General features: G+C 69.5%; 18 protein-coding genes and 4 pseudogenes. 10 read left to right on the top strand and 12 right to left on the bottom strand.

Annotated features, from left to right (window positions below; all coding sequences use genetic code 11):
• Positions 1–78: 78 nt before the first annotated feature.
• The 4 genes and pseudogenes from MBEBAB_RS00335 to MBEBAB_RS15960 all read right to left on the bottom strand — a co-directional run.
• On the bottom strand, positions 79–861 hold the full coding sequence (locus tag MBEBAB_RS00335) for a sulfite exporter TauE/SafE family protein (protein ID WP_021695919.1): 783 nt from the start codon (positions 859–861) through the stop codon (positions 79–81).
• A 2-nt stretch (positions 862–863) separates the two neighbouring features.
• The gene (locus tag MBEBAB_RS18500; protein WP_373852808.1) at positions 864–1,055 is read right to left on the bottom strand and encodes a YgaP family membrane protein; all 192 of its coding nucleotides are present in this window, start codon (positions 1,053–1,055) and stop codon (positions 864–866) included.
• A gap of 57 nt (positions 1,056–1,112) precedes the next feature.
• Positions 1,113–1,361: pseudogene (locus MBEBAB_RS18495) on the bottom strand (rhodanese-like domain-containing protein); the annotation flags it as partial.
• Between the two features lie 72 nt (positions 1,362–1,433).
• Positions 1,434–1,757: pseudogene (locus tag MBEBAB_RS15960) on the bottom strand (ArsR/SmtB family transcription factor); the annotation flags it as partial.
• 69 nt (positions 1,758–1,826) lie between these two features.
• On the opposite strand from MBEBAB_RS15960, the gene MBEBAB_RS00325 reads away from it, so the two are divergent.
• The 8 genes from MBEBAB_RS00325 (at position 1,827) to MBEBAB_RS00290 (ending at position 10,420) form a co-directional block, all read left to right on the top strand.
• Positions 1,827–2,708 carry an MBL fold metallo-hydrolase gene (locus MBEBAB_RS00325; RefSeq protein ID WP_021695917.1) on the top strand — a complete coding sequence of 294 codons (882 nt, stop codon included), beginning with the start codon at positions 1,827–1,829 and terminating at the stop codon, positions 2,706–2,708.
• Positions 2,709–2,757: 49 nt separating this feature from the next.
• On the top strand, positions 2,758–3,795 hold the full coding sequence (gene rhuM, locus MBEBAB_RS00320; RefSeq protein WP_021695916.1) for a RhuM family protein: 1,038 nt from the start codon (positions 2,758–2,760) through the stop codon (positions 3,793–3,795).
• Positions 3,796–3,813: 18 nt separating this feature from the next.
• On the top strand, positions 3,814–6,657 hold the full coding sequence (locus MBEBAB_RS00315) for an ATP-dependent DNA helicase (protein WP_021695915.1): 2,844 nt from the start codon (positions 3,814–3,816) through the stop codon (positions 6,655–6,657).
• 10 nt (positions 6,658–6,667) lie between these two features.
• Positions 6,668–7,744, top strand: a complete 1,077-nt coding sequence (locus MBEBAB_RS00310; protein WP_021695914.1) for a DUF2125 domain-containing protein — start codon at positions 6,668–6,670, stop codon at positions 7,742–7,744.
• Positions 7,744–8,406, top strand: a complete 663-nt coding sequence (locus MBEBAB_RS00305) for a chorismate mutase (protein ID WP_021695913.1) — start codon at positions 7,744–7,746, stop codon at positions 8,404–8,406. Before MBEBAB_RS00310 ends, MBEBAB_RS00305 begins: the two co-directional genes overlap by 1 nt.
• Positions 8,407–8,428: 22 nt before the next feature.
• Complete coding sequence (gene hisC, locus MBEBAB_RS00300; RefSeq protein ID WP_045318599.1) at positions 8,429–9,541, top strand: histidinol-phosphate transaminase; 1,113 nt, start codon at positions 8,429–8,431, stop codon at positions 9,539–9,541.
• 122 nt (positions 9,542–9,663) lie between these two features.
• Entirely contained in the window at positions 9,664–10,083 is a 420-nt protein-coding gene (locus tag MBEBAB_RS00295) for an Hsp20 family protein (protein WP_021695911.1), read from the top strand.
• An 82-nt stretch (positions 10,084–10,165) separates the two neighbouring features.
• Positions 10,166–10,420, top strand: a complete 255-nt coding sequence (locus MBEBAB_RS00290; RefSeq protein WP_021695910.1) for a DUF1150 family protein — start codon at positions 10,166–10,168, stop codon at positions 10,418–10,420.
• Between the two features lie 89 nt (positions 10,421–10,509).
• Here MBEBAB_RS00290 and MBEBAB_RS00285 read toward each other — a convergent pair whose 3' ends face one another.
• The 5 genes and pseudogenes from MBEBAB_RS00285 to rpoN form a co-directional block, all read right to left on the bottom strand.
• Complete coding sequence (locus MBEBAB_RS00285) at positions 10,510–10,947, bottom strand: hypothetical protein (protein WP_045318584.1); 438 nt, start codon at positions 10,945–10,947, stop codon at positions 10,510–10,512.
• A 98-nt stretch (positions 10,948–11,045) separates the two neighbouring features.
• Complete coding sequence (locus MBEBAB_RS00280) at positions 11,046–11,309, bottom strand: hypothetical protein (RefSeq protein ID WP_021695908.1); 264 nt, start codon at positions 11,307–11,309, stop codon at positions 11,046–11,048.
• Between the two features lie 450 nt (positions 11,310–11,759).
• Positions 11,760–12,224, bottom strand: a complete 465-nt coding sequence (locus tag MBEBAB_RS00275) for a PTS sugar transporter subunit IIA (protein WP_045318598.1) — start codon at positions 12,222–12,224, stop codon at positions 11,760–11,762.
• Positions 12,225–12,304: 80 nt separating this feature from the next.
• Positions 12,305–12,949 (bottom strand): ribosome hibernation-promoting factor, HPF/YfiA family, encoded by a 645-nt coding sequence (gene hpf, locus MBEBAB_RS00270; RefSeq protein ID WP_021695906.1) that lies wholly within the window; start codon positions 12,947–12,949, stop codon positions 12,305–12,307.
• An 87-nt stretch (positions 12,950–13,036) separates the two neighbouring features.
• Positions 13,037–14,562: pseudogene (gene rpoN, locus MBEBAB_RS00265) on the bottom strand (RNA polymerase factor sigma-54).
• Between the two features lie 398 nt (positions 14,563–14,960).
• Between rpoN and MBEBAB_RS16385 the strand changes: the two are divergent.
• Positions 14,961–15,107: a hypothetical protein gene (locus tag MBEBAB_RS16385; RefSeq protein ID WP_021695904.1), complete on the top strand. Its 147-nt coding sequence runs from the start codon at positions 14,961–14,963 to the stop codon at positions 15,105–15,107.
• 8 nt (positions 15,108–15,115) lie between these two features.
• On the opposite strand, the pseudogene ileS reads toward MBEBAB_RS16385, so the two are convergent.
• Positions 15,116–17,978 (bottom strand): annotated as a pseudogene (gene ileS / locus MBEBAB_RS00255) (isoleucine--tRNA ligase).
• Between the two features lie 201 nt (positions 17,979–18,179).
• Here ileS and MBEBAB_RS00250 point away from each other — a divergent pair.
• The gene (locus tag MBEBAB_RS00250; RefSeq protein WP_081703357.1) at positions 18,180–18,767 is read left to right on the top strand and encodes a DUF3828 domain-containing protein; all 588 of its coding nucleotides are present in this window, start codon (positions 18,180–18,182) and stop codon (positions 18,765–18,767) included.
• Here the strand turns inward: MBEBAB_RS00250 and MBEBAB_RS00245 are convergent, their stop codons facing one another.
• Positions 18,768–19,109, bottom strand: coding sequence for a phage holin family protein (locus MBEBAB_RS00245; RefSeq protein WP_021695901.1), 342 nt, complete (start codon positions 19,107–19,109; stop codon positions 18,768–18,770).
• 55 nt (positions 19,110–19,164) lie between these two features.
• Positions 19,165–20,865 (bottom strand): glycoside hydrolase family 43 protein, encoded by a 1,701-nt coding sequence (locus MBEBAB_RS00240; RefSeq protein ID WP_021695900.1) that lies wholly within the window; start codon positions 20,863–20,865, stop codon positions 19,165–19,167.
• Between the last annotated feature and the right edge of the window lie 21 nt (positions 20,866–20,886).

Raw genomic sequence — 20,886 nt, 5'->3', positions numbered from 1 at the left:
CTTCTCCGTGCCGATGGTCGACGAACCATCATAAGGGCGCTGAAAAGGGGTGGGCGCAAAATCAGGGGACTTTTTTTTTCAGACCAGTCCCGAGGCGTTGGCGGCGACCCAGGCGGCGACGATCAGGATGAGGCCGGCGAACAGGCGGCGTCCCAGGGCGGCGCGCTCGCCCAGGCGGCGGGCGATGGGCAGGCCGATCAGGGTTCCGGCCGCGCCGCCCACGGTCAGGGCGGCCACCACCGGCCAGTTGACCAGACCCGAGACGGCGTAGTTGGCCGAGGTGGCCGAGCCGAACACGGCGACGCTGAGCAGGGACGAGGCCTGGGCGTGGGCCAGGGTCATGCCTGTGGCGGCCATCAGGCCGGGTACGATGAGAAAGCCGCCGCCGATGCCGAAGAAGCCCGCCGCGAAACCGGCGGCCAGACCCATGGGCGCCAGCTTCAGGGTCAGGGCGCGGTCCAGCCGCACGGCGGGGTCGCCCTCGGACTTGGCCGGGCGCAGCATGGACAGGGCGATCAGGGCCATGGCCAGGGCGAAGAACAGCAGCAGGCTGTCACCATCCACCATCTTCGCCAGGGTGGAGCCGGCGATGGAGCCGGTGATCCCGGCGACGGCGAACAGGGCGGCGCAGGGCCATTTGACCCGTCCGGCGCGGGCGTGGCCGGACAGGCCCGCCAGGGCGTTCAGCGCCACCCCGGCGGCCGAGGTGCCGATGGCCACGTGGGGGTCACGGATGCCCACCACATAGATCAGCAGGGGCGCGGCCAGCACCGACCCGCCCCCGCCGAAGACGGCGAGGAACAGGCCGACCACCACCCCGCTGGCCGCGCTGAGCAGCAGGGTGGCGAGGGAGACGTCCATGATCAGGCCGCGCGTGTCCGGTTCCAGGGGGCCAGCATCAGCATCCGGGCCATGCCGCAGATCCCGGTGGCGCCGGCCATGAACAGGCCCGCGCCGACGAAGGCCGACAGGGCGATCCAGGCGGGATGGACCAGCCAGGACAGCAGGGCGCCGATCACCACCAGCGACCCGGCGATGATCTGGACCTGACGCATCAGCTCCAGCGGGGCCTTCTTGTCCACCGAGGTGGGAAGCCCGGCGTCCTTCCAGCCCTGCAGCCCGCCGTCCAGCACGAAGGCCTCGCCTTCGACGCGGGCGGCGAGGCGGACGCAGTTGGTCTGGGTGCGCATGCCCGAGCGGCACATGAAGATCACGTCCTGATCGGCCCGGATGCCCAGATGGGCGTCCTCGAAGGCGGACAGGGGGGTGTGGGCGACGCCGGGGATGTGTTCGCGGGCGAACTCGTCGGGCTCGCGGATGTCCACCAGACGGGCGCGGCCGGATGTGATCCGGGCCTGCACCTCGGCGGCGGAGAGGGGGGTGAGTATGGCGGTCATGGTCAGGCTTTCATCAAGTTGGGGGGGCATCATCTCGGGGGGACAGAAGATCGCCGCCAGGGTCGCGATGACCTGAAGCACGGCGGGATCGTGGATACGGTAGTAGATGGACTGGCCCTCGCGCCGGGTGGCCACGAGGCCCTCCTCGCGCAGCAGGGCCAGGTGTTGCGACAGGGCCGACTGGGACAGGCCGGAGGCCTGGACCAGGGCGGACACGGGCAGTTCCTCCCCGCCCAGACGGCACAGGATCATCAGGCGCTTCTCATTGCCCAGCGCCCGGAGCAGGCGCGCCGCCTGTCCGGCGGCGGCCTGAAAGGCGGCGGGGTCGATGGCGACGGCGATGTCGGTCGGGCTGTTCATGGAGCCCTATATATTCGGTCTTGCTAATTTAGCAATAGCTAATATGTTGTCCGTCAGAAGGAGAACGCCATGACCCGTTCCGACGACACGACCTCCCCCCGCGTGCAGGGCTTCTTTCACGGCCCCACCAACACCATCACCTATCTGGTCAGCGACCCGGCCACGGGCGCGGCGGCCATCATCGACCCGGTGCTGGATTATGATCCGGCGGCCGCCCGCACGGACGACGCCTCGATCATTCAGGTGCTAGACGCGGTGCGCGATCAGGGGCTGGACCTGACGCTGATCCTGGACACCCACGCCCACGCCGACCACCTGTCGGGCGCCGACGAGATCCGCCATCGCACCGGCGCGCCCATCGGCATCGGCGGCCACATCACCAAGGTGCAGAAGGTCTTCGGCGCCCTGTTCGAGGCCCATGACGTGACGCCGGACGGGGTGGTGTTCGACCGCCTGTTCACCGACGGCGAGCGCTTCATGCTGGGGTCGCTGGAGGTGGAGGTGCTCCACACGCCCGGCCACACCCCCGCTTGCGTCAGCTATCACGTCGGCGATGCGGTGTTCGTGGGCGACACCCTGTTCATGCCCGACTTCGGCACCGCCCGGGCCGACTTCCCCGGCGGCGACGCCCGGACCCTGTACCGCTCGATCCACAAACTGCTGGCCCTGCCGGAGGCGACCCGCATGTTCGTGGGCCACGACTATCTGCCCGAGGGGCGTACCGACTATCGCTGGGAGACCACCGTGGGCGCCCAGAAGGCGGGCAACATCCATGTGGGGGGCGGGGTCAGCGAGGACGAGTTCGTCGCCATGCGCGAGGCCCGCGACGCGACGTTGGCGGTCCCGAAGCTGATCCTGCCGTCCCTGCAGATGAACATCCGCGCCGGCGCCCTGCCGCCCGCGGAGGCGTCGGGGAAGCGGTTTCTGAAGACGCCGTTGAACGCGATTTGAGGGACATGTTCCGGTTTCGTTTCGATTTAGAGAATGCTAGCTTGGCGGCATGAACGATCCCCGCAACCCCGAAGAAAGCGGTCCGGTCACCATCCGCGAGGACGGCGACACGGGCGATCGGTTTCTCGTCTACGTCTCCAAAGATGGGGTGCGCGCGGAGTTGCGGGTGATCGGCGACACCTTCTGGGCCACACAAGCTCAGATGGCTCACATGTTTGGGGTGAACGTCCGCAGCGTCAGCCAGCATATTAAGAACATATTTACCGAGGGCGAATTGGTCGCTGATTCGGTTATCCAAGAATCTTGGATAACTGCCGCCGACGGCAGAACCTATCGAACCAACCTCTACAGCCTCGATGTCATCATAGCGGTTGGCTATCGGGTCAGTTCGCGACTTGGAACCATGTTCCGCATCTGGGCCACCCAGGTGCTAATGGCCTATCTGACGAAGGGGTTCGTCATTGATGACGATCGCCTGAAGAACCCAGATGGCAGGCCCGACTTTTTCGACGAGCTTCTCGAGCGCGTCAGGGACATCCGCTCGTCTGAAAAGCGGATGTGGACCCGCATTCTCGAGCTTGCTTCCTTCTGCGTTGATTACGACCCGCGCGACAAGACACAGCACACGGAGTTTTTCGCGGAGATACAAAATACGCTTCACTGGGCGGTGGTCCAGAAAACCGCCAGCGAACTCGTTGTGGAGCGCGTTGACCACCAAAAAGAACGGGCTGGGGTCATCACGTTCAAAGGAAACCTGCCCACAGTCGATGAAGCCAAAACTGCGAAAAACCTGTTGCTGGAACCTGAGATCAAAGCGTTGAATCACATCACAAGTTTGATGCTGGAATTCTTTGACAGTCAGGCCGAGCAACGTCGAGCGACGACATTGGGGGAGTTCCAGATAAAACTCCGCGAGCTTATCAAGCTGGATGGACGGCCATTAAAGCCTTGGGGAGCCGCCACATCTGTGAGCCACGCGCAAGCAGCGGCTCATGCATCCAAAGAAATCAAAGCCTTCAAACAACGGAAGCGGGTTGAAGCAGAGAGCGCAGGTGAAGACCAGCTCGCCAACTCGCAAAAACCCTGAAAGATAAAAAGCGATCCCGTGATCGCTGACGCGCAGGTGGACATCGCTGACGCGGCCGCCGCGTGGCGGGATCTGCCGCCGGCGCTGGCGGTTCCGCCGGGGGCGGGGGCCGTGGCGGATGAGGCGGGGGCGCGGGCCGTCGGGCGGGGAGCGGCCGAGGGGCTGTTCACCGGCGGGGCGGTGCTGGTGGCTCACGCCAGCCTGACGGCGCGGCGGCTGGGTCTGACGCCGCCGGGGCGGTCGCCGCAGTTGATGGATGCGCTGGAGCTGTTCGCCTTTGTGCGGCCGGCGGAATTCTGCGCGCCGTCGCCCACGGGGCTGGCGCTGGCGCTCAGGCGCGAGGCGCCGAAGACCGCGCCGGAGCAGGCGGCGGCCCTGCGCGAGGCGGCGGAGAGCCTGCTGAAGGAAATGGCCGATCCGGCCTGGCCGGGGCGCGAGGCGGCGGTGGGCCTGGCCGAGACGCTGGAGCGGGCGGGCTGGGCCTGGGCGCCGCGGGTGCTGACGGCGCTGCGGTCGCAGCCGATCCGGGACCGGCAGTACCGGGGCTCGGGCCTCGACGTCTGGTCGCGCCTGACCGAATGGGAGGACGAGGCGCCGCGCGGGGAGGCGGGCTCGGCGCCGGTGGATTCGGAGTCCGCGCGCATCCGTCTGGCCAAGCTGCTGGAGGCGTCCGGGCTGGACGAGACCCGGCCGACCCAGTCGGACTATGCGGCCGAGGCGGCCTTCGCCTTTTCGCCCCGCAACGAGGAGGGGCGGCCCCGGGTGCTGCTGGCCGAGGCGGGGACGGGGACGGGCAAGACCCTGGGCTATCTGGCCGCCGCCAGCCTGTGGGCCGAGCGCAATCAGGGGGCGGCGTGGGTGTCCACCTACACCCGCGCCCTGCAGCGCCAGATCGACCGGGAGAGCCACGCCATCTGGCCCGATCCGGAGGTGCGGCGGGTCAAGGCGGTGGTGCGCAAGGGACGCGAGAATTACCTGTGCCTGCTGAACCTGCAGGAGATGGTGCAGGGGGCGCAGCTGGGCAACGGCGACCTGATCGGGGTCGCCCTGACCGCGCGCTGGGTGATGCACAGCCGCGACGGGGACATGACCGGCGGGGATTTCCCCGGCTGGCTGCCCGGGCTGTTCGCCGTGGCCCCGGCGCAGCAGGCGGGGGCGGCCAATCTGGTGGACCGGCGCGGCGAGTGCGTGCACGCCGCCTGTCCCCACTACCGCATGTGTTTCGTGGAGAAGACCATCCGCGCCAGCCGCCGGGCCGATCTGGTGGTGGCCAACCATGCGCTGGTGATGAGCCAGGCGGCCTTCGACGGGGCGCGGGCGGCGCGGGGGATCAAGGGCGACAGCGAGACCGCCGCCCTGAAGCGGGTGGTGTTCGACGAGGGGCACCATCTGTTCGACGCGGCGGACAGCGCCTTTTCCGCCTGTCTGTCGGGCCAGGAGGCGGCGGAGCTGCGGCGCTGGATCCGGGGGCCGGAAGGGCGCGGGCGGCGCGGGCGCGGGCTGGAGCAGCGGCTGGGCGATCTGGTGGCGGACTCGGAGTCTGCGCGGCAGGCGCTGACGGACGCCGTCAGGGCGGCGGCGCAACTGCCGGGGGAAGGCGCCTCGGGCCGGATCGCGCCGCCGTCCGGCGAGGTGAACCCCATCGGCCCCATCGAGAGCTTCCTGGCCGCGGCGCTGGTGCAGCTGCGGGCGCGCACGTCGGAGACGGCGACATACGGCGGCGGCGAGTTCGGCATGGAGTGCGCGGTGCGCCCGTCCGCCGAGCCGGTGGTGGAGGCGGCGCGCGGGGCGGCGCGGGCGCTGGCGGCGGTGGAGGCGCCCCTGCTGGCGCTGGCCCGGCACCTTGAGGACATTCTGGACGACGAGGCGGCCGAGCTGGACGGCGGGGCGCGGGCGCGCATCGAGGGGGCGCTGCGGGGCCTGGAGCGGCGCGCGCGCATGACCCTGCCCGGCTGGCGCGCCATGCTGGCGGCGCTGGAGGACGGGGACGCGGCGCCGGACCCGGACTTCGTGGACTGGCTGTCGGCGGAGGTCGCCTTCGGCCGCATCCATGACGTGGCCCTGCGGCGGCACTGGATCGATCCCACCATTCCGCTGGAGGCGGCGGTGATCGCCCCGGCGCACGGGGTGCTGGTGACCTCGGCCACCCTGTCGGACCCCATGGCCGACGATCCGTTCGACATGGCGCGGATGCGCACCGGCTCGTCCCGGCTGGTGGAGCGGCCCCGGACCCTGAAGGTGGAGAGCCCGTTCGACTATGCCGCCAACAGCCGGGTGATTGTCGTGAACGATGTGGCCCGGGACGATCCGCGCCAGATCGCGGCGGCCATGCGCGAGCTGTTCCTGGCGGCGGGCGGCGGGGGGCTGGGCCTGTTCACCGCCATCCGGCGGCTGAAGGCGGTCTATGAGCGGCTGGGGCCGGATCTGGCGCGGGCGGGGATCCCGCTCTACGCCCAGCACATGGACCCGCTGGAGGTGGGCGGGCTGGTGGACGTGTTCCGGGCCGAGGAGGACTCGTGCCTGCTGGGGACGGATGCTGTCAGGGACGGGGTCGACGTGCCGGGGCGGTCGCTGCGCATCCTAGTGTTCGACCGGGCCCCGTGGCCGCGGCCGGACCTGCTGCACAAGGCGCGGCGCGAGACCTTCGGCGGGCGCGGCTATGACGACGCCATCGCCCGGGGCCGGGTCAGTCAGGCGTTCGGCCGCCTGATCCGCCGGGCCGACGACAAGGGGGTGTTCGTGATGCTGGACGCCGCCAGCCCCACTCGGCTGTTCGCGGGCCTGCCGCCGGGGGCCGAGGTGCAGAGAATGGGACTGGTGGAAGCCATCGAGACGGTTGGCGCGTTCCTCAAGCCGAGCTAACGGAGACCCCATGACCCAAGCCCGCGCGCGCTATGCGCCCCTGATCATTCCGTTCGCCCTGGTCCTGATCGTTCTGGTCGCCTGGACCGCGTGGTGGTTCTGGCTGTCGCAGCAGGTGCGCGACCGGCTGGATCTGGCCGCCGAGGGGCTGCGCACCCAGGGCTGGGCGGTGGTCTATTCCGAGCCGACCCTGAGCGGCTGGCCGTTCCGCACGCGGCTGGAGAGCGAGCATGTGCGGCTGACCGCGCCCTCGGGCCACGAGATCGCCGCGCCCGGCCTGACCGCCGAGGCCAACGCCTATCGGCCCGACCGCTGGGTGGTGGTGGCGGACGAGGGGCTGGTGCTGACGCGGGGCGACAAGGGCAAGGTGGCGGTGGCCGCGCCGGTGATCCGCGCCTCGGCTAGCGGCCTGACCCAGCCGTTCCCCAATCTGGCGCTGGAGGTGCTGGAGCCGGTGTTCACGGCCCACCCGGGGGCCGAGCCCTTCCCGCTGGCGCGGGCCGAGCGCATCGAGCTGTACCTGCGGCCGGGCCAGGCGCGCGAGGCTGAAGGCGTGACGGGGGGCGAGGCGGTGCAGACGGCCCTGCCGGCGTCGCGGCGCAATGTGGACGTGCTGTTCCGCCTGATCGACGCCACCGGGCGCGACGGCGGGCCCGTGGACTTCATGAGCCGGGGCGGGCTGTTCAGCCTGCAGGCCGAGACGGTGGTGGAGAATTTCCAGGGCCTGAACGGGCCGGACGCCTCCAGCCTGCTGGCGGCGTGGACCGCCTCGGGCGGGCGGTTCCTGGACGTGCGCGGCGAGATGCAGGCGGGCGACAGCGCCGCGCGGCTGACGGCGGACGAACTGCGCGCCGACGCGGACGGGCGGCTGGTGGGGACGCTGCGCCTGTCCGCTGACCGGGCGGCCACGGCCCTGACGGGGCTGTCCCGCTCCGACACGGTGAACCGCACGGCCACCGTCGGCGCGGCGGCGGCGGCCGGGGCCAGCGAGGTGCTGACCGGCGACGTGGAGCTGGAGGTGGAGTTCCGCGACGGTCGGGCCTGGATGGGGCCGTTCAACCTGGCGCCCGCGCCCGAGCTGTTCTGATGACCGACCCCGCCGAGCTGGACCGGGCGCTGATCACGGCGCTGGCCGCGCGCGTGGGCGGCGGACGGGCCCGATCGCGGGACGAGTCGGTGATCGCCCTGCGCGCCGTGCTGGCCGGGGCCGGGGGCGTGTCGCCGGCGCTGGTGCGGACCCTGTGGAGCCGCATCGAGGCGACGAACGCCGGGCCGGTCAGCGTCTGGGGGCCGCTGGCGGCTCTGCTGGCGGCGGACCGGTTCGGCCACGGGGTGCGCTCGGCCCATGACGCGGAGACCGCGCTGAAGGCCGCGCGCGAGGGCGGCCGGGCGGTGCTGGATCTGGGACGGACGACGCCCTGGTGGGCGCGGCTGCTGGCCCAGCCGGATCTGAGGGTGACGGCGGCCCTGCCCGACGACGCCTCGGGCCGTCCGCTGGCGCTGGTGGTGTCGGGCGAAGAGATCGGGCCCACGGGCGACGACCGCACCTTCTGGGTGGTGGAGGCGCCGGGCGATGAGGCGAAGATCACGGACCTTCTGGCCCAGCGGGGTCTGGCGGGAACACCGCTGGAGACCGCGGGCGGCTTGAAGCTGTTCATGCTGGCGGGCTATGTGCAGCCCGACGACGGGCGCCTGATCGCCCCCACCGGACGGCTGAGCGGCGTGATCGGCGCCGCCCCGGTGTTCTGAAGATACGACAGGGATGACGCTGATGACCGACACCGACAAGGGCGCCGCGCCGACTGGACCCGCCCCCAAGAGCGGGATTCTGGACATCGCCCCCTATGTGGGCGGCAAGTCCAAGGTGGACGGGGTGGCCGAGCCCATGAAGCTGTCCTCCAACGAAAACGCCCTGGGGGCCGGATCGCTGGCCCGTGAGGCCTATGAGGCGGCCATCAAGAACCTGGCGCTTTATCCCGACGGCCGGGCCGCGAAGCTGCGTGAGGCGGTGGCGAACCACCACGGGCTGGAGCCCGAGCGCCTGATCTTCGGCAACGGCTCGGACGAGGTGTTCGCCCTTCTGAACCAGACCTATCTGACGCCGGGCGACAACATCGTCACCGGCCAGTACGGCTTCCTGGCCTACCGCATCTCGGCCCTGGCCAACCAGGCCGAGGTGAAGTCGGCGCCCGAGCCCAAACTCAAGGCCGAGGTGGACGCCCTGCTGGCGCAGGTCGATGAGCGCACGCGCATCGTCTATGTGTCGAACCCGTCGAACCCCACCGGATCGTGGAACGCGGCCGAGGAGATCGAGCGCCTGCACGCGGAACTGCCGTCGTCGGTGCTGCTGGTGGTGGACGAGGCCTATGCGGAATTCGTGACCGAGCCCGACTGGGCCACCGCCTTTCCGCTGGCCAAGGACAGCGCCAACATCGTGGTGACGCGCACCTTCTCGAAGATTCACGGTCTGGCGGGCCTGCGGGTCGGCTTCGGCTATGCGCCGCTGCATGTGGCCGAGGCGGTGGACCGCATCCGCCTGCCGTTCAACGTCTCGGTGCCCGGCATCGAGGCGGCGGTGGCGGCCCTGTCGGACGAGGCGCACGTGAAGGCGTCGCGCGAGCTGGTCCAGACCTGGCGGCCGCGCCTGACCCAGGCCATCAAGGGCTTCGGCTTCGATGTGCCGCCCAGCGCCGGCAATTTCGTGCTGGTGCGGTTCAAGGACGCGGACCGGGCCAAGGCGGCCAGCGACTATCTGAACACCAAGGGCATCATCGTTCGGCCCGTCGGCGGCTATGGTTTGCACGACTCCCTGCGCATCACCGTGGGGACCGAGGACCAGAACCGGGCCGTCATGGACGCCCTGAGCGAGTTCGCGGCCAGCTGATCGGGCGGGCGGCTTATTGATCGCGACGAGCGGGTTTCCTATCTGAACGGAGACGCCGGGCGTCCTCGCCGATCACGGGGGGACGCGGACCGGCGAGACAGTCGCTTGTTGCGAGGACTGGAATGACGACGCGAACCCTGTTGTTCGACAGCCCCTTTCTGCTGGGCTTCGACCAGACCCGGGCCCTGATCGACCGGGCCGCCAAGGCGGCGGCGGAAGGCTATCCGCCCTACAATGTCGAGGATCGCGGCCCGGACGGCGTGCGAATCAGCCTGGCGGTGGCCGGGTTCACCCCGGACGACCTGACCGTGACCCTGGAAGGCCGCCAGCTGACCATCGCCGGAAAGCGCGAGGACGCCGGCAAGACCGACAACGCCTATCTGCACCGGGGCATCGCGGCGCGCGGGTTCGTGCGCAGCTACGTCCTGGCCGACGGGCTCGAGGTCACCGGCGCGGCGCTGGAGCACGGCCTTCTGCACGTGGACCTGAAGCGCCCCGAGCGGGCCGAAACCATCAAGCGGATCCCGATCACCTCGGGCTGACCCGCTTTCTTTTCGTCTGGCGGCCGCCGCGCGTCGAACCGCGCGCCCGTCCAGGCGTTTCCTCTCTGAAGGAGATACTCCCATGACCCCGGTCATGACCAAAGACGACTTCACCGCCCTGGGCGCGCCGGACCTGGTCTATGTGCGCGAAATCAAGGCCGCCGACGTGCTGGCCGACGCGCGCGTGGACGACATCCGGGGCCTGGACCTGGAGCCCGACCAGACCCTGTACGCCGTGCATGGCGCGGACGGCGAGCGGCTGGCGGTCATGATCGACCGCGAAACGGCCTTCGCGGCCGCCGTGGCCCACGAGCTGGCGCCGGTTTCAGTCCACTAGGCCATGTCCTCATAAATGGCGCAGGGCGGCCTGCCGGACAGCAGGCGCCCCGAAGCGTCGCAATGGGTGGAAAGCGGACACTGTTGGTCCTACAGGCCGTAAGCTCGCATGAAGTCGAAATAGCTACGGAAGCCGTCCGTGTAGTTTGACCGAGGTTGGCATACGGCATCAGCCTGCGATGCGCGCTTGGCGTCCTCAACCCTCGAGAACGGTGCATCAGGTTCATGGGGACCGGTGGGGTCAGCAACGCCGCTATAGCTCCATGAGCGACGCAACTGAAAGGTTCGGTCGGCGCACCTGAATGCGAGGATTTCAAGAGTATAAGCCGGGGTGGTCCACCGGGTAGCCGCCGTCCCGTTGCGATGAACCGTGTATGCAGACGTCACGATGAAATCCTCACCTTCAGGAACGAAGGCGAACCCGACATTGATCGCGCTGGCTTCATGCGCGTCGACGTGGGTGACGACCCAGAAGTCATTTCGGGACTGCGTGATGAGCACGCTGACGGCGATGACGGCCTCGATCATGCCGGCATGAGAACACGTGTCGACGTTCAGGCCAACTCGAACGTCCGCAACGGGTCGACAGAAGACTTGGGCCTGCGGGCGATAAGCGGACGCGGCTTCTAGCGCTGACCTGCGTCCACTTCGGACGCGCCCATGTGCCGAACGAACGCCTCCCGCACGCTGGGGCGGAAAGTTCTGGCCTCTGAGCCATCCGGGTCCCAGCCTTCCGCCTTGAACAGGGCATCGGCGAACTCGTCATTGGTCAGGACTCCAGACTCCGGGAGGAACTGGTCAACGTGCAGCGATTGGCCATCGACAACGGAGCCGCAGAACCCGAGGCGGACGCAGACATCTTCCAGCAGCTTGTCGTAGGCGGCGCGCATCGGTCGACCGTAGCGGAGCCGGGGAGGTCCGCAACGGGTCGTGAGCACACTTTGATGTGCTGCTTATGAGCCGACCCGTGGCTTCGGCGATTCTATGAGCACACGCCCTAGGTCGTGTACCTGTAAGTCGCGCTAAAATAGTTCAGTGATTTCAATATTCTGTCACCCTCGGGCTTGTCCCGAGGGCCAATGGTGAAAACAGTCTCGACAGGTCGCCGGGTCGCCCCGGACAGTCAAAGCGCCTCAAAATCGCGCTTGAGGCCACAATGGGTCCTCGGGACAAGCCCGAGGATGACGGATTTACAGGGACAGACCGTGGACCGAAAACGGTTCGGTTGGCGTCCGCCCAACCGGGCTCAGATTTCGGTCCAGCATGATGCGAAAGCCTGATTCACGGCCTCGTCGGAAATCGCGCAGCGATTCCATCTCAAGCGATCAGGCTTAAGTCTATCAGGCCGCCTGAACGGGCGTTTCGCGCACGAACAGGGCGTTGATGGCGTCCGTGGTGCGGGCCTGGCGCAGCTGTTCGCGCATTTCCGACGAGCGCAGGAGGCGCGACACCGCCGCCAGGGCGCGCAGGTGCTCGGCGCCGGATTCCGGCGGGGCGAACAGGCCGAACAGCAGGTCCACGGGCCGGTCATCCACCGAGTCGAACGCCACCGGGTGATCCAGGCGCACGAAGACGCCCACGACCCGGTCGAGGCCGGCCAGCCGCGCGTGGGGGGCGGCCACGCCGCCGCCCAGGCCGGTGGAGCCGAGGGCCTCGCGCTCCATCAACGCCTCGAGAACCCGGGCATGATCGATTCCCAGAATTGGGGCGGCCGCATCGGCGACCATGTTCAGGGCCTGCCGCTTGGACGACGCCCCGCTGCGCGTGACGATGCCGTCACGCGCGAGCATTTCACCGATGTCCATCATAACCCCGAAACACTGTTAACTCTTGCCGGAAGGCGGCGCCCCTTTAGACGCTTACGCCCTCATGGGGAAGCTATAACTCAGGAACCCTGACCGTTCCGTGAAGCCACGGTCCGTTCCGGATCGATCCAGCCGATGTTGCCGTCCGGCCGGCGGTAGACCACGGAAATGCCGCCGTGGCCCGCGTTGCGGAACAGAAGGACGGGATAGCCGGTGAGGTCCAGCTCCAGCACCGCGCGCCCCACGGTGAGGGTGCGGATTTCGGACTGGCTTTCGGCGATGACCATGGCGGCCGGGGCGTCACCGGGGGCGCCGGCCTCGCCGAACTCTTCATCCTCGACCGTGTCGGGGTCGCGGAAGACCGTCAGGGAGGCCACCTCGCGGGCGGCGTTCTCCTGCTGCTCGGGCGAAAGACCGCGCGGGCCGCCGTGGTGGTCCTTGAGGCGGCGCTTGTAGCGTCGGACCCGCTTTTCGAGCTTGCCGAGGGACTCGGAGAAGGCCGCATGGGCGTCGCCGCCGAGGCCATGGGTCACCAGCGTCTGGCCCGAAGCGAGCCTGACCCAGCAATCCACCTTGAACTGGTGTCCGTCGCGGGAGACGACGACCTCGGCGTTCTCGCCGCCGCGTTCGAAGTATTTTCCGATCCCGTCTTCAAGTTCCTGGGAGATGCGCGAGCCTAACGCGTCGCCGACATCCACATGCTTGCCACTGACTTGAATCTGCATGCCCCAAGAACGCGCCCGCAGGCGTTTGGTGTCAAGCGGAACAGGGGTTTTCGGTCTTTTCTCACGCGGGTGTGAAGCGGCGCCGTTTCAGGCGGATTTCAGCATCCGGCGGCGCTCCACCGAGGAGGGAATCCGCAGGGCCTCGCGGTACTTGGCCACGGTGCGGCGGGCGATGTCGACGCCCGCCTCCTTGAGGATGTCGACGATGCGGTCGTCGCTGAGCACGTCGCCGTCCCGGACCTCGTTGTCGATCATGGACTTGATCCGGTGGCGGATGGCTTCGGCCGAATGGGCCGCGCCGCCGTCGGTGGCGGCGATGGAGGCGGTGAAGAAGAATTTCAGCTCGAACACCCGCGCGGGGTAGCCACGTATTTGTTGGAGGTGACGCGGCTGACGGTGGATTCGTGCATGCCGATGGCGTCGGCCACGGTCTTGAGGTTCAGGGGGCGCAGGAACTCGACACCGAAGGCCAGGAAGGCGTCCTGCTGGCGCACGATCTCGGACGACACCTTGAGGATGGTTTTCGCGCGCTGATCGAGGCTCTTCACCAGCCAGTTGGCCTGGGCCGCGCAGTCGGCCACGAAGGTCTTCTCCTCCTCGCCGCGCGCGCCGCCGGAGACGAGGCCGTGGTAGCGCTTGTCCACCAGCAGACGGGGCAGGGTGTCGCCGTTCAGCTCCACCCGCCAGCCGCCCGCCGGATCGGGGCGCACGAAGACGTCGGGCACCACCGTCTGGGCCGGTTCGCCGCCGAAGGCCGCGCCGGGGCGGGGCGTCAGGGCCTTGAGCTCGGTGATCATCTCGCGGAGGTCTTCGTCATCGACGCCGCAGGCGCGCTTCAGCGCCGCCATGTCGCGGCGGGCCAGAAGCTCCAGATTGTCCAGCAGGCAGGCCATGGCCGGATCGAAGCGGTTGCGCTCGACCAGCTGCAGCTGGAGGCATTCGGGGGCGGAGCGGGCCATGACGCCGGTGGGCTCGAAGCCGTGGCAGACGGCCAGCACGGCCTCCACCTTGTCCATGCCGCAACCGAGACGGTCAGCCACCTCGTTGAGGTCGCCGCGCAGGTAGCCGCCCTCGTCGGTCATGTCGATCAGGGCCTGGGCCACCGCGTGGTCGGCGGGGCTGAATCCGGCCACGGCGGCCTGATCCAGCAGATGCTCCCACAGGGTCTGTTCGCGCCGGTCGGGCCGGTCGTCGGAGCCTTCGCCCGCAGGCTGGCCACCGCCCTTGCCCGCGGACGACCATTCGGACAGGCCGGGCTGGCCCGCCTCGTCGGCGGCGCGGTCGCCGCTGCGCTCGCCCGGGGCGGCGTCGCCGTACAGATCATCGTCGCGGGCGTCCATGGCGCCTTCGGCGTCGCGGGCGGAGCCTTCGGTCAGGTCCCGTTCGGAGGTGTCGCGGTCGTCGGCGGCCTCGACCGGCGCGTCGGCGTCGCGGCGTTCCTCGACGTCGGTCTCGCCCTCGTCGCGCAGCAGAAGGGGATTGCGCTCCAGTTCGGCCTCGACGAAGGCGTCCAGCTCAAGGTTGGACAGTTGCAGAAGCTTGATGGCCTGCTGCAGCTGGGGCGTGATGACCAGCCCCTGGCCCTGTCTGATCTCCAGCCTTTGCCCGATCACGGCGTCGCCCCTGTCGCGTATTGCCCGTCATGGGCCGCGTGGCCCGAAACTTGCTGACGACCATGCCCCCCGAGGGTTAACGCGGCTCTAAGGCCGGCGCCGTTGAACGATCCGTCGGCGCGTGCGCTAAGTGCAGCGGACCTGAACGGAGCGCCCATGAAGACCTGGATCCCCGCCGCCGCCCTGGCGTTCCTGTGCATCAGCTGCATGCCCGCCGAGCCGGCCCCGGCGACGGAGCTGGCGGAGTCCGGGCCGTCTGCGGCGGCTTCGCAGATCCCCGGCGACCAGACGGGGTGTGAGGCGGCGGGCGGCGACTGGCGGCGCGAAGGCCGGCTGGGCGCCTACCGGTGCGTGATCGCCTATGCCGACGCGGGGCAGCCGTGCACCGACGCGGCGCAGTGCCAGGCGAGTGCCGTCTGGCCGACGACAAGCGCCCGCCGGAAGGCGAGGCGGTCACCGGCGTGTGCCAGGCCAATTCCTCGCCCTTCGGCTGCTTCACCCGCGTGGAGAACGGCCGGGCCGCAGCGACCCTGTGCGTCGACTGACGGGCTGATCAGCGCCCGGCGTCGATGGCCGCCACGGCGTCCTCGCAGCGACCGCAGAGGCCGCTGGATTCGCTGAAGTCCGGCATGCGGCGCCAGCAGCGGCGGCATTTGGGAGCGTCGGCGACCTTGACCGTCACCGCCGTCTCGCCCGCCGACAGCTCGGCGCCGGAGGTGCGGAAGACCTCGGCCGGGTCCAGACCGTCGAAGGCGCTGATGGCGTCTGCGGGGGCCGTGACCGAGGGCCAGGCGTCCAGGCGCCGCCGATCAGCTTGTCGCGGCGGGCGGCCTCGAGGGCGTCATTGACCTCTTCCAGCACGGTATCGACCTTGGCCCACCGCGCCGCCTCGGCCGTGTTCTCCCATTCGGCGGGCGTCGCCGGGATGACGCGGGCGCAGTTGGAGCCCGCCTCGGGGAAGCGGGTGGTCCAGGCCTCCTCCATGGTGAAGGGGGTCAGGGGGGCGAGCCAGGCGGTGAGGCGGGTGAAGACCTCGTCCATGACGGTGCGCACGGCCCGGCGCTTGAGGCTGTCCGGGCGGTCGCAGTAGAGGCTGTCCTTGCGGATGTCGAAATAGAGGGCCGACAGGTCGCCGGAGCAGAACTCCAGCACCGGGCGCACCACGTCCTGGAAGTCATAGCGGGCGTAGGCGGCGCGCACCTCGCCGTCCAGCTCCCAGAGGCGGTGCAGGATGTAGCGCTCCAGCGGCGGGAACTGGTCCAGATCGGTCAGGCGCTCGGCCTCGTCGAAGCCGTTCAGGGCGCCCAGCAGGTAGCGGACGGTGTTCCGCAGCTTGCGATAGGCGTCCACCGTGGTCTGCAGGATCTGCTTTCCGATCCGCTGGTCCTCGGCGTAGTCCACCACCGACACCCACAGGCGCAGGATGTCGGCGCCGGACTCGTTGATGACGGTCAGGGGATTGACGGTGTTGCCCTTGGACTTGGACATCTTCTCCCCGTTCTCATCCAGGGTGAAGCCGTGGGTGAGAACCGCCTCATAGGGGGCGCGGCCGCGGGTGCCGCAGGCCTCCAGCAGGGACGACTGGAACCAGCCGCGGTGCTGGTCCGAGCCTTCCAGATAGAGGTCGGCGGGCCATTTTGAATCGGCGCGGCCCTCGATGGTGAAGGCATGGGTGCAGCCGGAATCGAACCAGACGTCGAGGATGTCCTCGACCTTCTCGTAGCGGTCCGGGTCATGGCCGGCGCCGAGGAAGTCGCTGTCGGGGCGGGTGAACCAGGCGTCGGCGCCCTCGGCCTGGACGGCCTCGACAATGCGGGCGTCCACGGCGTCGTCGTGCAGGGGCTGGCCGGTCTGCCGGTCCACGAACATGGCCAGGGGCGTGCCCCAGGCGCGCTGGCGGCTGATCAGCCAGTCGGGGCGCGTCTCGACCATGGAGCGGATGCGGTTGCGCCCGCCCGCCGGGTGGAAGGTGGTGGCGTCGATGGCGGCCAGGGCCTTGTCCCGCAGGCCGTGCTCGCCGTCCAGACGGACGAACCACTGGGGCGTGTTGCGGAAGATGACCGGGGCCTTGGAGCGCCAGCTGTGCGGGTAGGAATGGTCCATGCGCCCGCGGGCCAGCAGGGTCCCGGCCTCGATCAGCTTTTCCATCACCGCGGGGTTGGCCGGGCCGAACTTGCCGGTCTTCTTGCCCTCGGTCTCCAGCACCTTGAGACCGCCGAACAGGGGCACGTGCTCATAGTAGGCGCCGTCGGGATCGACGGTGTCGGGGATCTCGTGATGGCCGTGGGCGCGCCAGACCTCGTAGTCGTCCGCGCCGTGGCCGGGGGCGGTGTGCACGAAGCCGGTGCCCGCCTCGTCGGTCACATGGTCGCCGGCCAGCAGCGGCACCGAATAGCCGAAGCCGGGGTGCAGGGCCGCCAACGGGTGGGCGCATTCCAGACCGGACGGATTGACCGCGTCGACGCGGGTCCAGCCGGCGATTTTCGCCGCCTTGAAGACTTCTTCGGCCAGCTTGTCGGCCAGGATCAGGCGGTCGCCGGGTTTGGCCCAGGGCTCGAACTCCAGCCCTTCCTCCAGCGCGGTGACCTCGTACAGGCCGTAGTCGATCTCGGGGCCGTAGCTGATGGCGCGGTTGGCCGGGATGGTCCACGGGGTGGTGGTCCAGATGACGATGGCGGGCGTGGCGTGGCGGAAGGCCAGCAGGTCGTCGGGATGGTCGTCCGTGGCGCCGGTGACCGGGAATTTTACCCAGATCGTGGGGCTGTTGTGCTCGTGGTACTCGATCTCGGCGTCGGCCAGGGCGGTGCGCTCCACCGGCGACCACATGACGGGCTTGGAGCCGCGATAGAGCTGGCCGCTGTTCTTGAACTTGTGGAATTCCTTCACGATGGCCGCCTCGGTGGCGAAGTCCATGGTGGCGTAGCGGCCGTCCCAGTTTCCGACGATGCCGAGGCGCTTGAACTGTTCGCGCTGCACGTCGATCCAGCCGGCGGCGTAGTCGCGGCAGGCCTGACGGAACTCCGCCTTGGAGACCTCATCCTTGCGGCGGCCTTGGCCCGGAACTGCTCCTCGATCTTCCACTCGATGGGCAGGCCGTGGCAGTCCCAGCCGGGAACGTAGTCCACGTCGTTGCCCAGCAGGAACTGGGAGCGGACCACGAAGTCCTTCAGGGTCTTGTTCAGCGCATGGCCGATGTGGATGTCGCCGTTGGCGTAGGGCGGGCCGTCGTGCAGCACGAACAGGGGCGCGCCCTCGGCCTGACGCTGCTTGCGCAGGTCGGCGTAGAGGTCGCCCCAGGCGGCCAGGATCTCCGGCTCCTTTTTCGGCAGACCGCCGCGCATGGGGAACGGGGTGTCGGGCAGGAAGACGGTGTCGCGATAGTCGCGGCCATCGGGAGTCTGGGGGGCGTCGGCCATGGGTGTCTCAGGCTGGTATGCTTGTCGGTTGCGGGTGATTTCTGGACCCCGGCGTGCGCGGGGCCAAGCCCTGAAGCGCTACGCCGGGCGGCGAATGGAAATCAGGATGATGCGCGCACGAACCGTCATGGCGGCCGGTCTAGCAGAGGCCGTCAGCTATGGACAGTGGCCAGGACGGGGACGCGGCGGCGGGATGGGCGCATGACAGGGGAGGGCGTGATGCGGCGGATGATGATGGCGGCGGTTCTGGGCCTGGGGCTGGCGGCGTGCGGCGCGGCGGATGAGCCAGAAGCCACGCCCGGGGTCGAGGCGCCTGCAGCGGCGGAAGAGACCAAGCCGGAGGCGGACGCGCCGGAGGCGGCGGCCGACCCGACGGAGACGGCGCGGGGCGAGGCGGAGGCCTTTGTGCGGACTCTCTACACGCGGATGGACGACGCCGATTTCGCGCCGCTGGATCCGGCGGTGGCGGGACAAGTGTTCACCGCCGAGGTGGCGGGGATGCTGGAGGCGGCGCGGGCCTGGCCCGACGAAGGCCTGCACCCGGCGCTGGAGGCCGATCCGGTGTGCCTGTGCCAGGACCCCCACGGCCTGACCCTGCGCGAGGTCAGCGTGGTCGAGGCCTCGGCCGACCGGGCGGCGGTGCGGGCGCGCTTCGACTTCGGCAAGGCGGACGACGCCGAGAGCGCGCGGGCGCCGCTGTTCATCCTGCGGCGCGAGGCGGACGGCTGGCGCGTGGACGACATCCGCACCGACGACGGGTTCTCGTTCCGGCGGACGCTGGCGGAGTGATCAGTCGCGGATGAAGGCGCCGGCGATCCAGCTGACCACGCCGGTGACCACGGCGGCGCCGATGGCGGGCCAGAAGCCGCTGACCGTGAAGCCGTCGAAGAAGGCCGAGGCCAGGCCGATCATGGCGGCGTTCACCACCAGCAGGAACAGGCCCAGGGTGATGACCGTGATGGGGAAGGTGATGATCACCAGAATGGGCCGGATCACCGCATTGATCAGGCCCAGCACAAGGGCGGCCAGGATCAGCACTGTGGTGCTGCTGAACTCGACGCCCGCGATCAGGACCGACGACAGCCACAGGCCGAGGGCCGTGACCAGCCACTGGACGATGAAACGGACCATGAGCGCCTCCCTTTGAACCGGCGCGAGCATAGCGCGCGCGGCGGGATTGGCTGCATCAATCGGCGGGTCCGGCGGGGGAATAGGCGTAGGCGCCGAACACCGACCCGACGAAGCCGCCGGCGGTGCGGGTGCTGAGGATGCTGGCGTCGCCGTCGGTGACAAGCGCCGTCCACTGACCGTCCGGTGTGGCGAAGGCCAGGTCGATCTCGCCGACGTCGACGCTGGCCCGCAGGCGCAGGGGTTGGCCGGGGGCGACGGGCAGGGGGGCGGAGGCGACGATGACGCCGCGCGCCGGATCGTCCGGCCCGGCCCGGCGCTCGACCAGCACCACGTCCTGACCCTCATGACGGCCGACGCCGATGAACCACCAGAAGTCGTCGCTCTGGAAGGCGGCGAGGCCCGCGCGGTCGCCGTCGTGGGCCGGGGTGAAGCGCACCTCGGTGGAGGCGGCGGCGGTCATGTGCTGCTGGCGGCGGGCGGCGAAGGACGGATTGGCCATGTCGCCAAGGCCCTGCGGCCGGGCGGTCAGGTGCAGGGCGCCGCCTGAGACGCTGAACCAGTCCGAGCGGGGGTTGCGGACGGTCAGCCAGTGGATGGGCAGGGCCTCGCCGTCGAAGTCCTCGGTGACGCTGAACGGGCCGGTGGTGGGCAGGTCAGGCGCGGGCTGCTCGGGCAGGTCGGGGCGGTCCAGCACATGGGGGATGACCTCGCCCGGCGCGGTGATGCGCGGCCAGCCGTTCTCCCATGTCACGGGCATCAGGAAGGTCTCGCGCCCGGTGTTGTAGAAGTCCTCGCCATAGGGACGCACGGCCAGGAAGGTGGCCCACCAGTCCCCGTCCGGCGTCTGGACCAGATCGGCGTGGCCCGCCGAGGTGATGGGGAAGTCCCGGTCGCGCGGCAGGTCGCGCTGGGTCAGGAAGGGGTTGTCCGGATCGGGCGTATAGGGCCCGTCGGGCCGGTCGGCGACCAGGGCGACCTGGGAGTGCGCCTCGGCCGTGCCGCCCTCGGCCGCGGTCAGCACATAGCGGCCGTCGACCTTGTAGATGTGCGGCCCCTCGATCCAGATGGGCTGGGTCGAGAAGTCCACGCCGCCGTCCACCAGCAGGGTGCGCGGGCCCTGGGTGGACAGGGTCTCCAGATCGAAACGCTGGATCCAGATGGCGCGGTGGCCCTCGTATTCCGGCTCGCGGTCCGGCGGGCCGTTGTTGAGGATCCAGGCCGAGCCGTCCTCGTCGATGAACAGGGCCGGGTCGATGCCGCCCGCCAGATCCGGCAGCCAGACCGGGTCGGACCACGGTCCCGCCGGGTCGGTGGCGGTGATGACGAAATTGTCGCCGCAGTCCACGCAGGTGTTGAGGATGTAGAAGACCCCCTCGTGGTGCTCGATGGTCGGGGCGAACAGGCCGCGCGACAGGCCCAGCGTTCCGAAGTCCACCTGGTCCGGCCTGTCGATGGCGTTGCCGATCTGGGTCCAGTTGACCAGATCGCGGCTGTGGAACACGGGCAGGCCGGGGAAGTAGGCGAAGGTCGAGGTGACCAGATAATAGTCCTCGCCCGCGCGGGTGTTGGACGGGTCGGGATAGAAGCCGGACAGGATCGGGTTGCGGAACTGGCCGGGGCCGGGCTGGACCACCGCGTGCTCCGGATCGGCGCCCTCATAGGCGAACCAGTCGAAACGGGCGGTGGGGGCGTCCTGCGCGAAGGCGGGCGCAGTCAGGGCGAGGCCGGCCGCGAGGGCCGTCAGGGCGTATTTCATGATGTCCTCCCGCGCCGCCGG

The sequence above is a fragment of the Brevundimonas abyssalis TAR-001 genome (assembly GCF_000466985.1).
In the GTDB taxonomy this organism is placed as follows: domain Bacteria; phylum Pseudomonadota; class Alphaproteobacteria; order Caulobacterales; family Caulobacteraceae; genus Brevundimonas; species Brevundimonas abyssalis.
The sequence above is the reverse complement of the archived record's forward strand: the minus strand, read 5'-3'. Positions and strand labels throughout refer to the sequence as shown.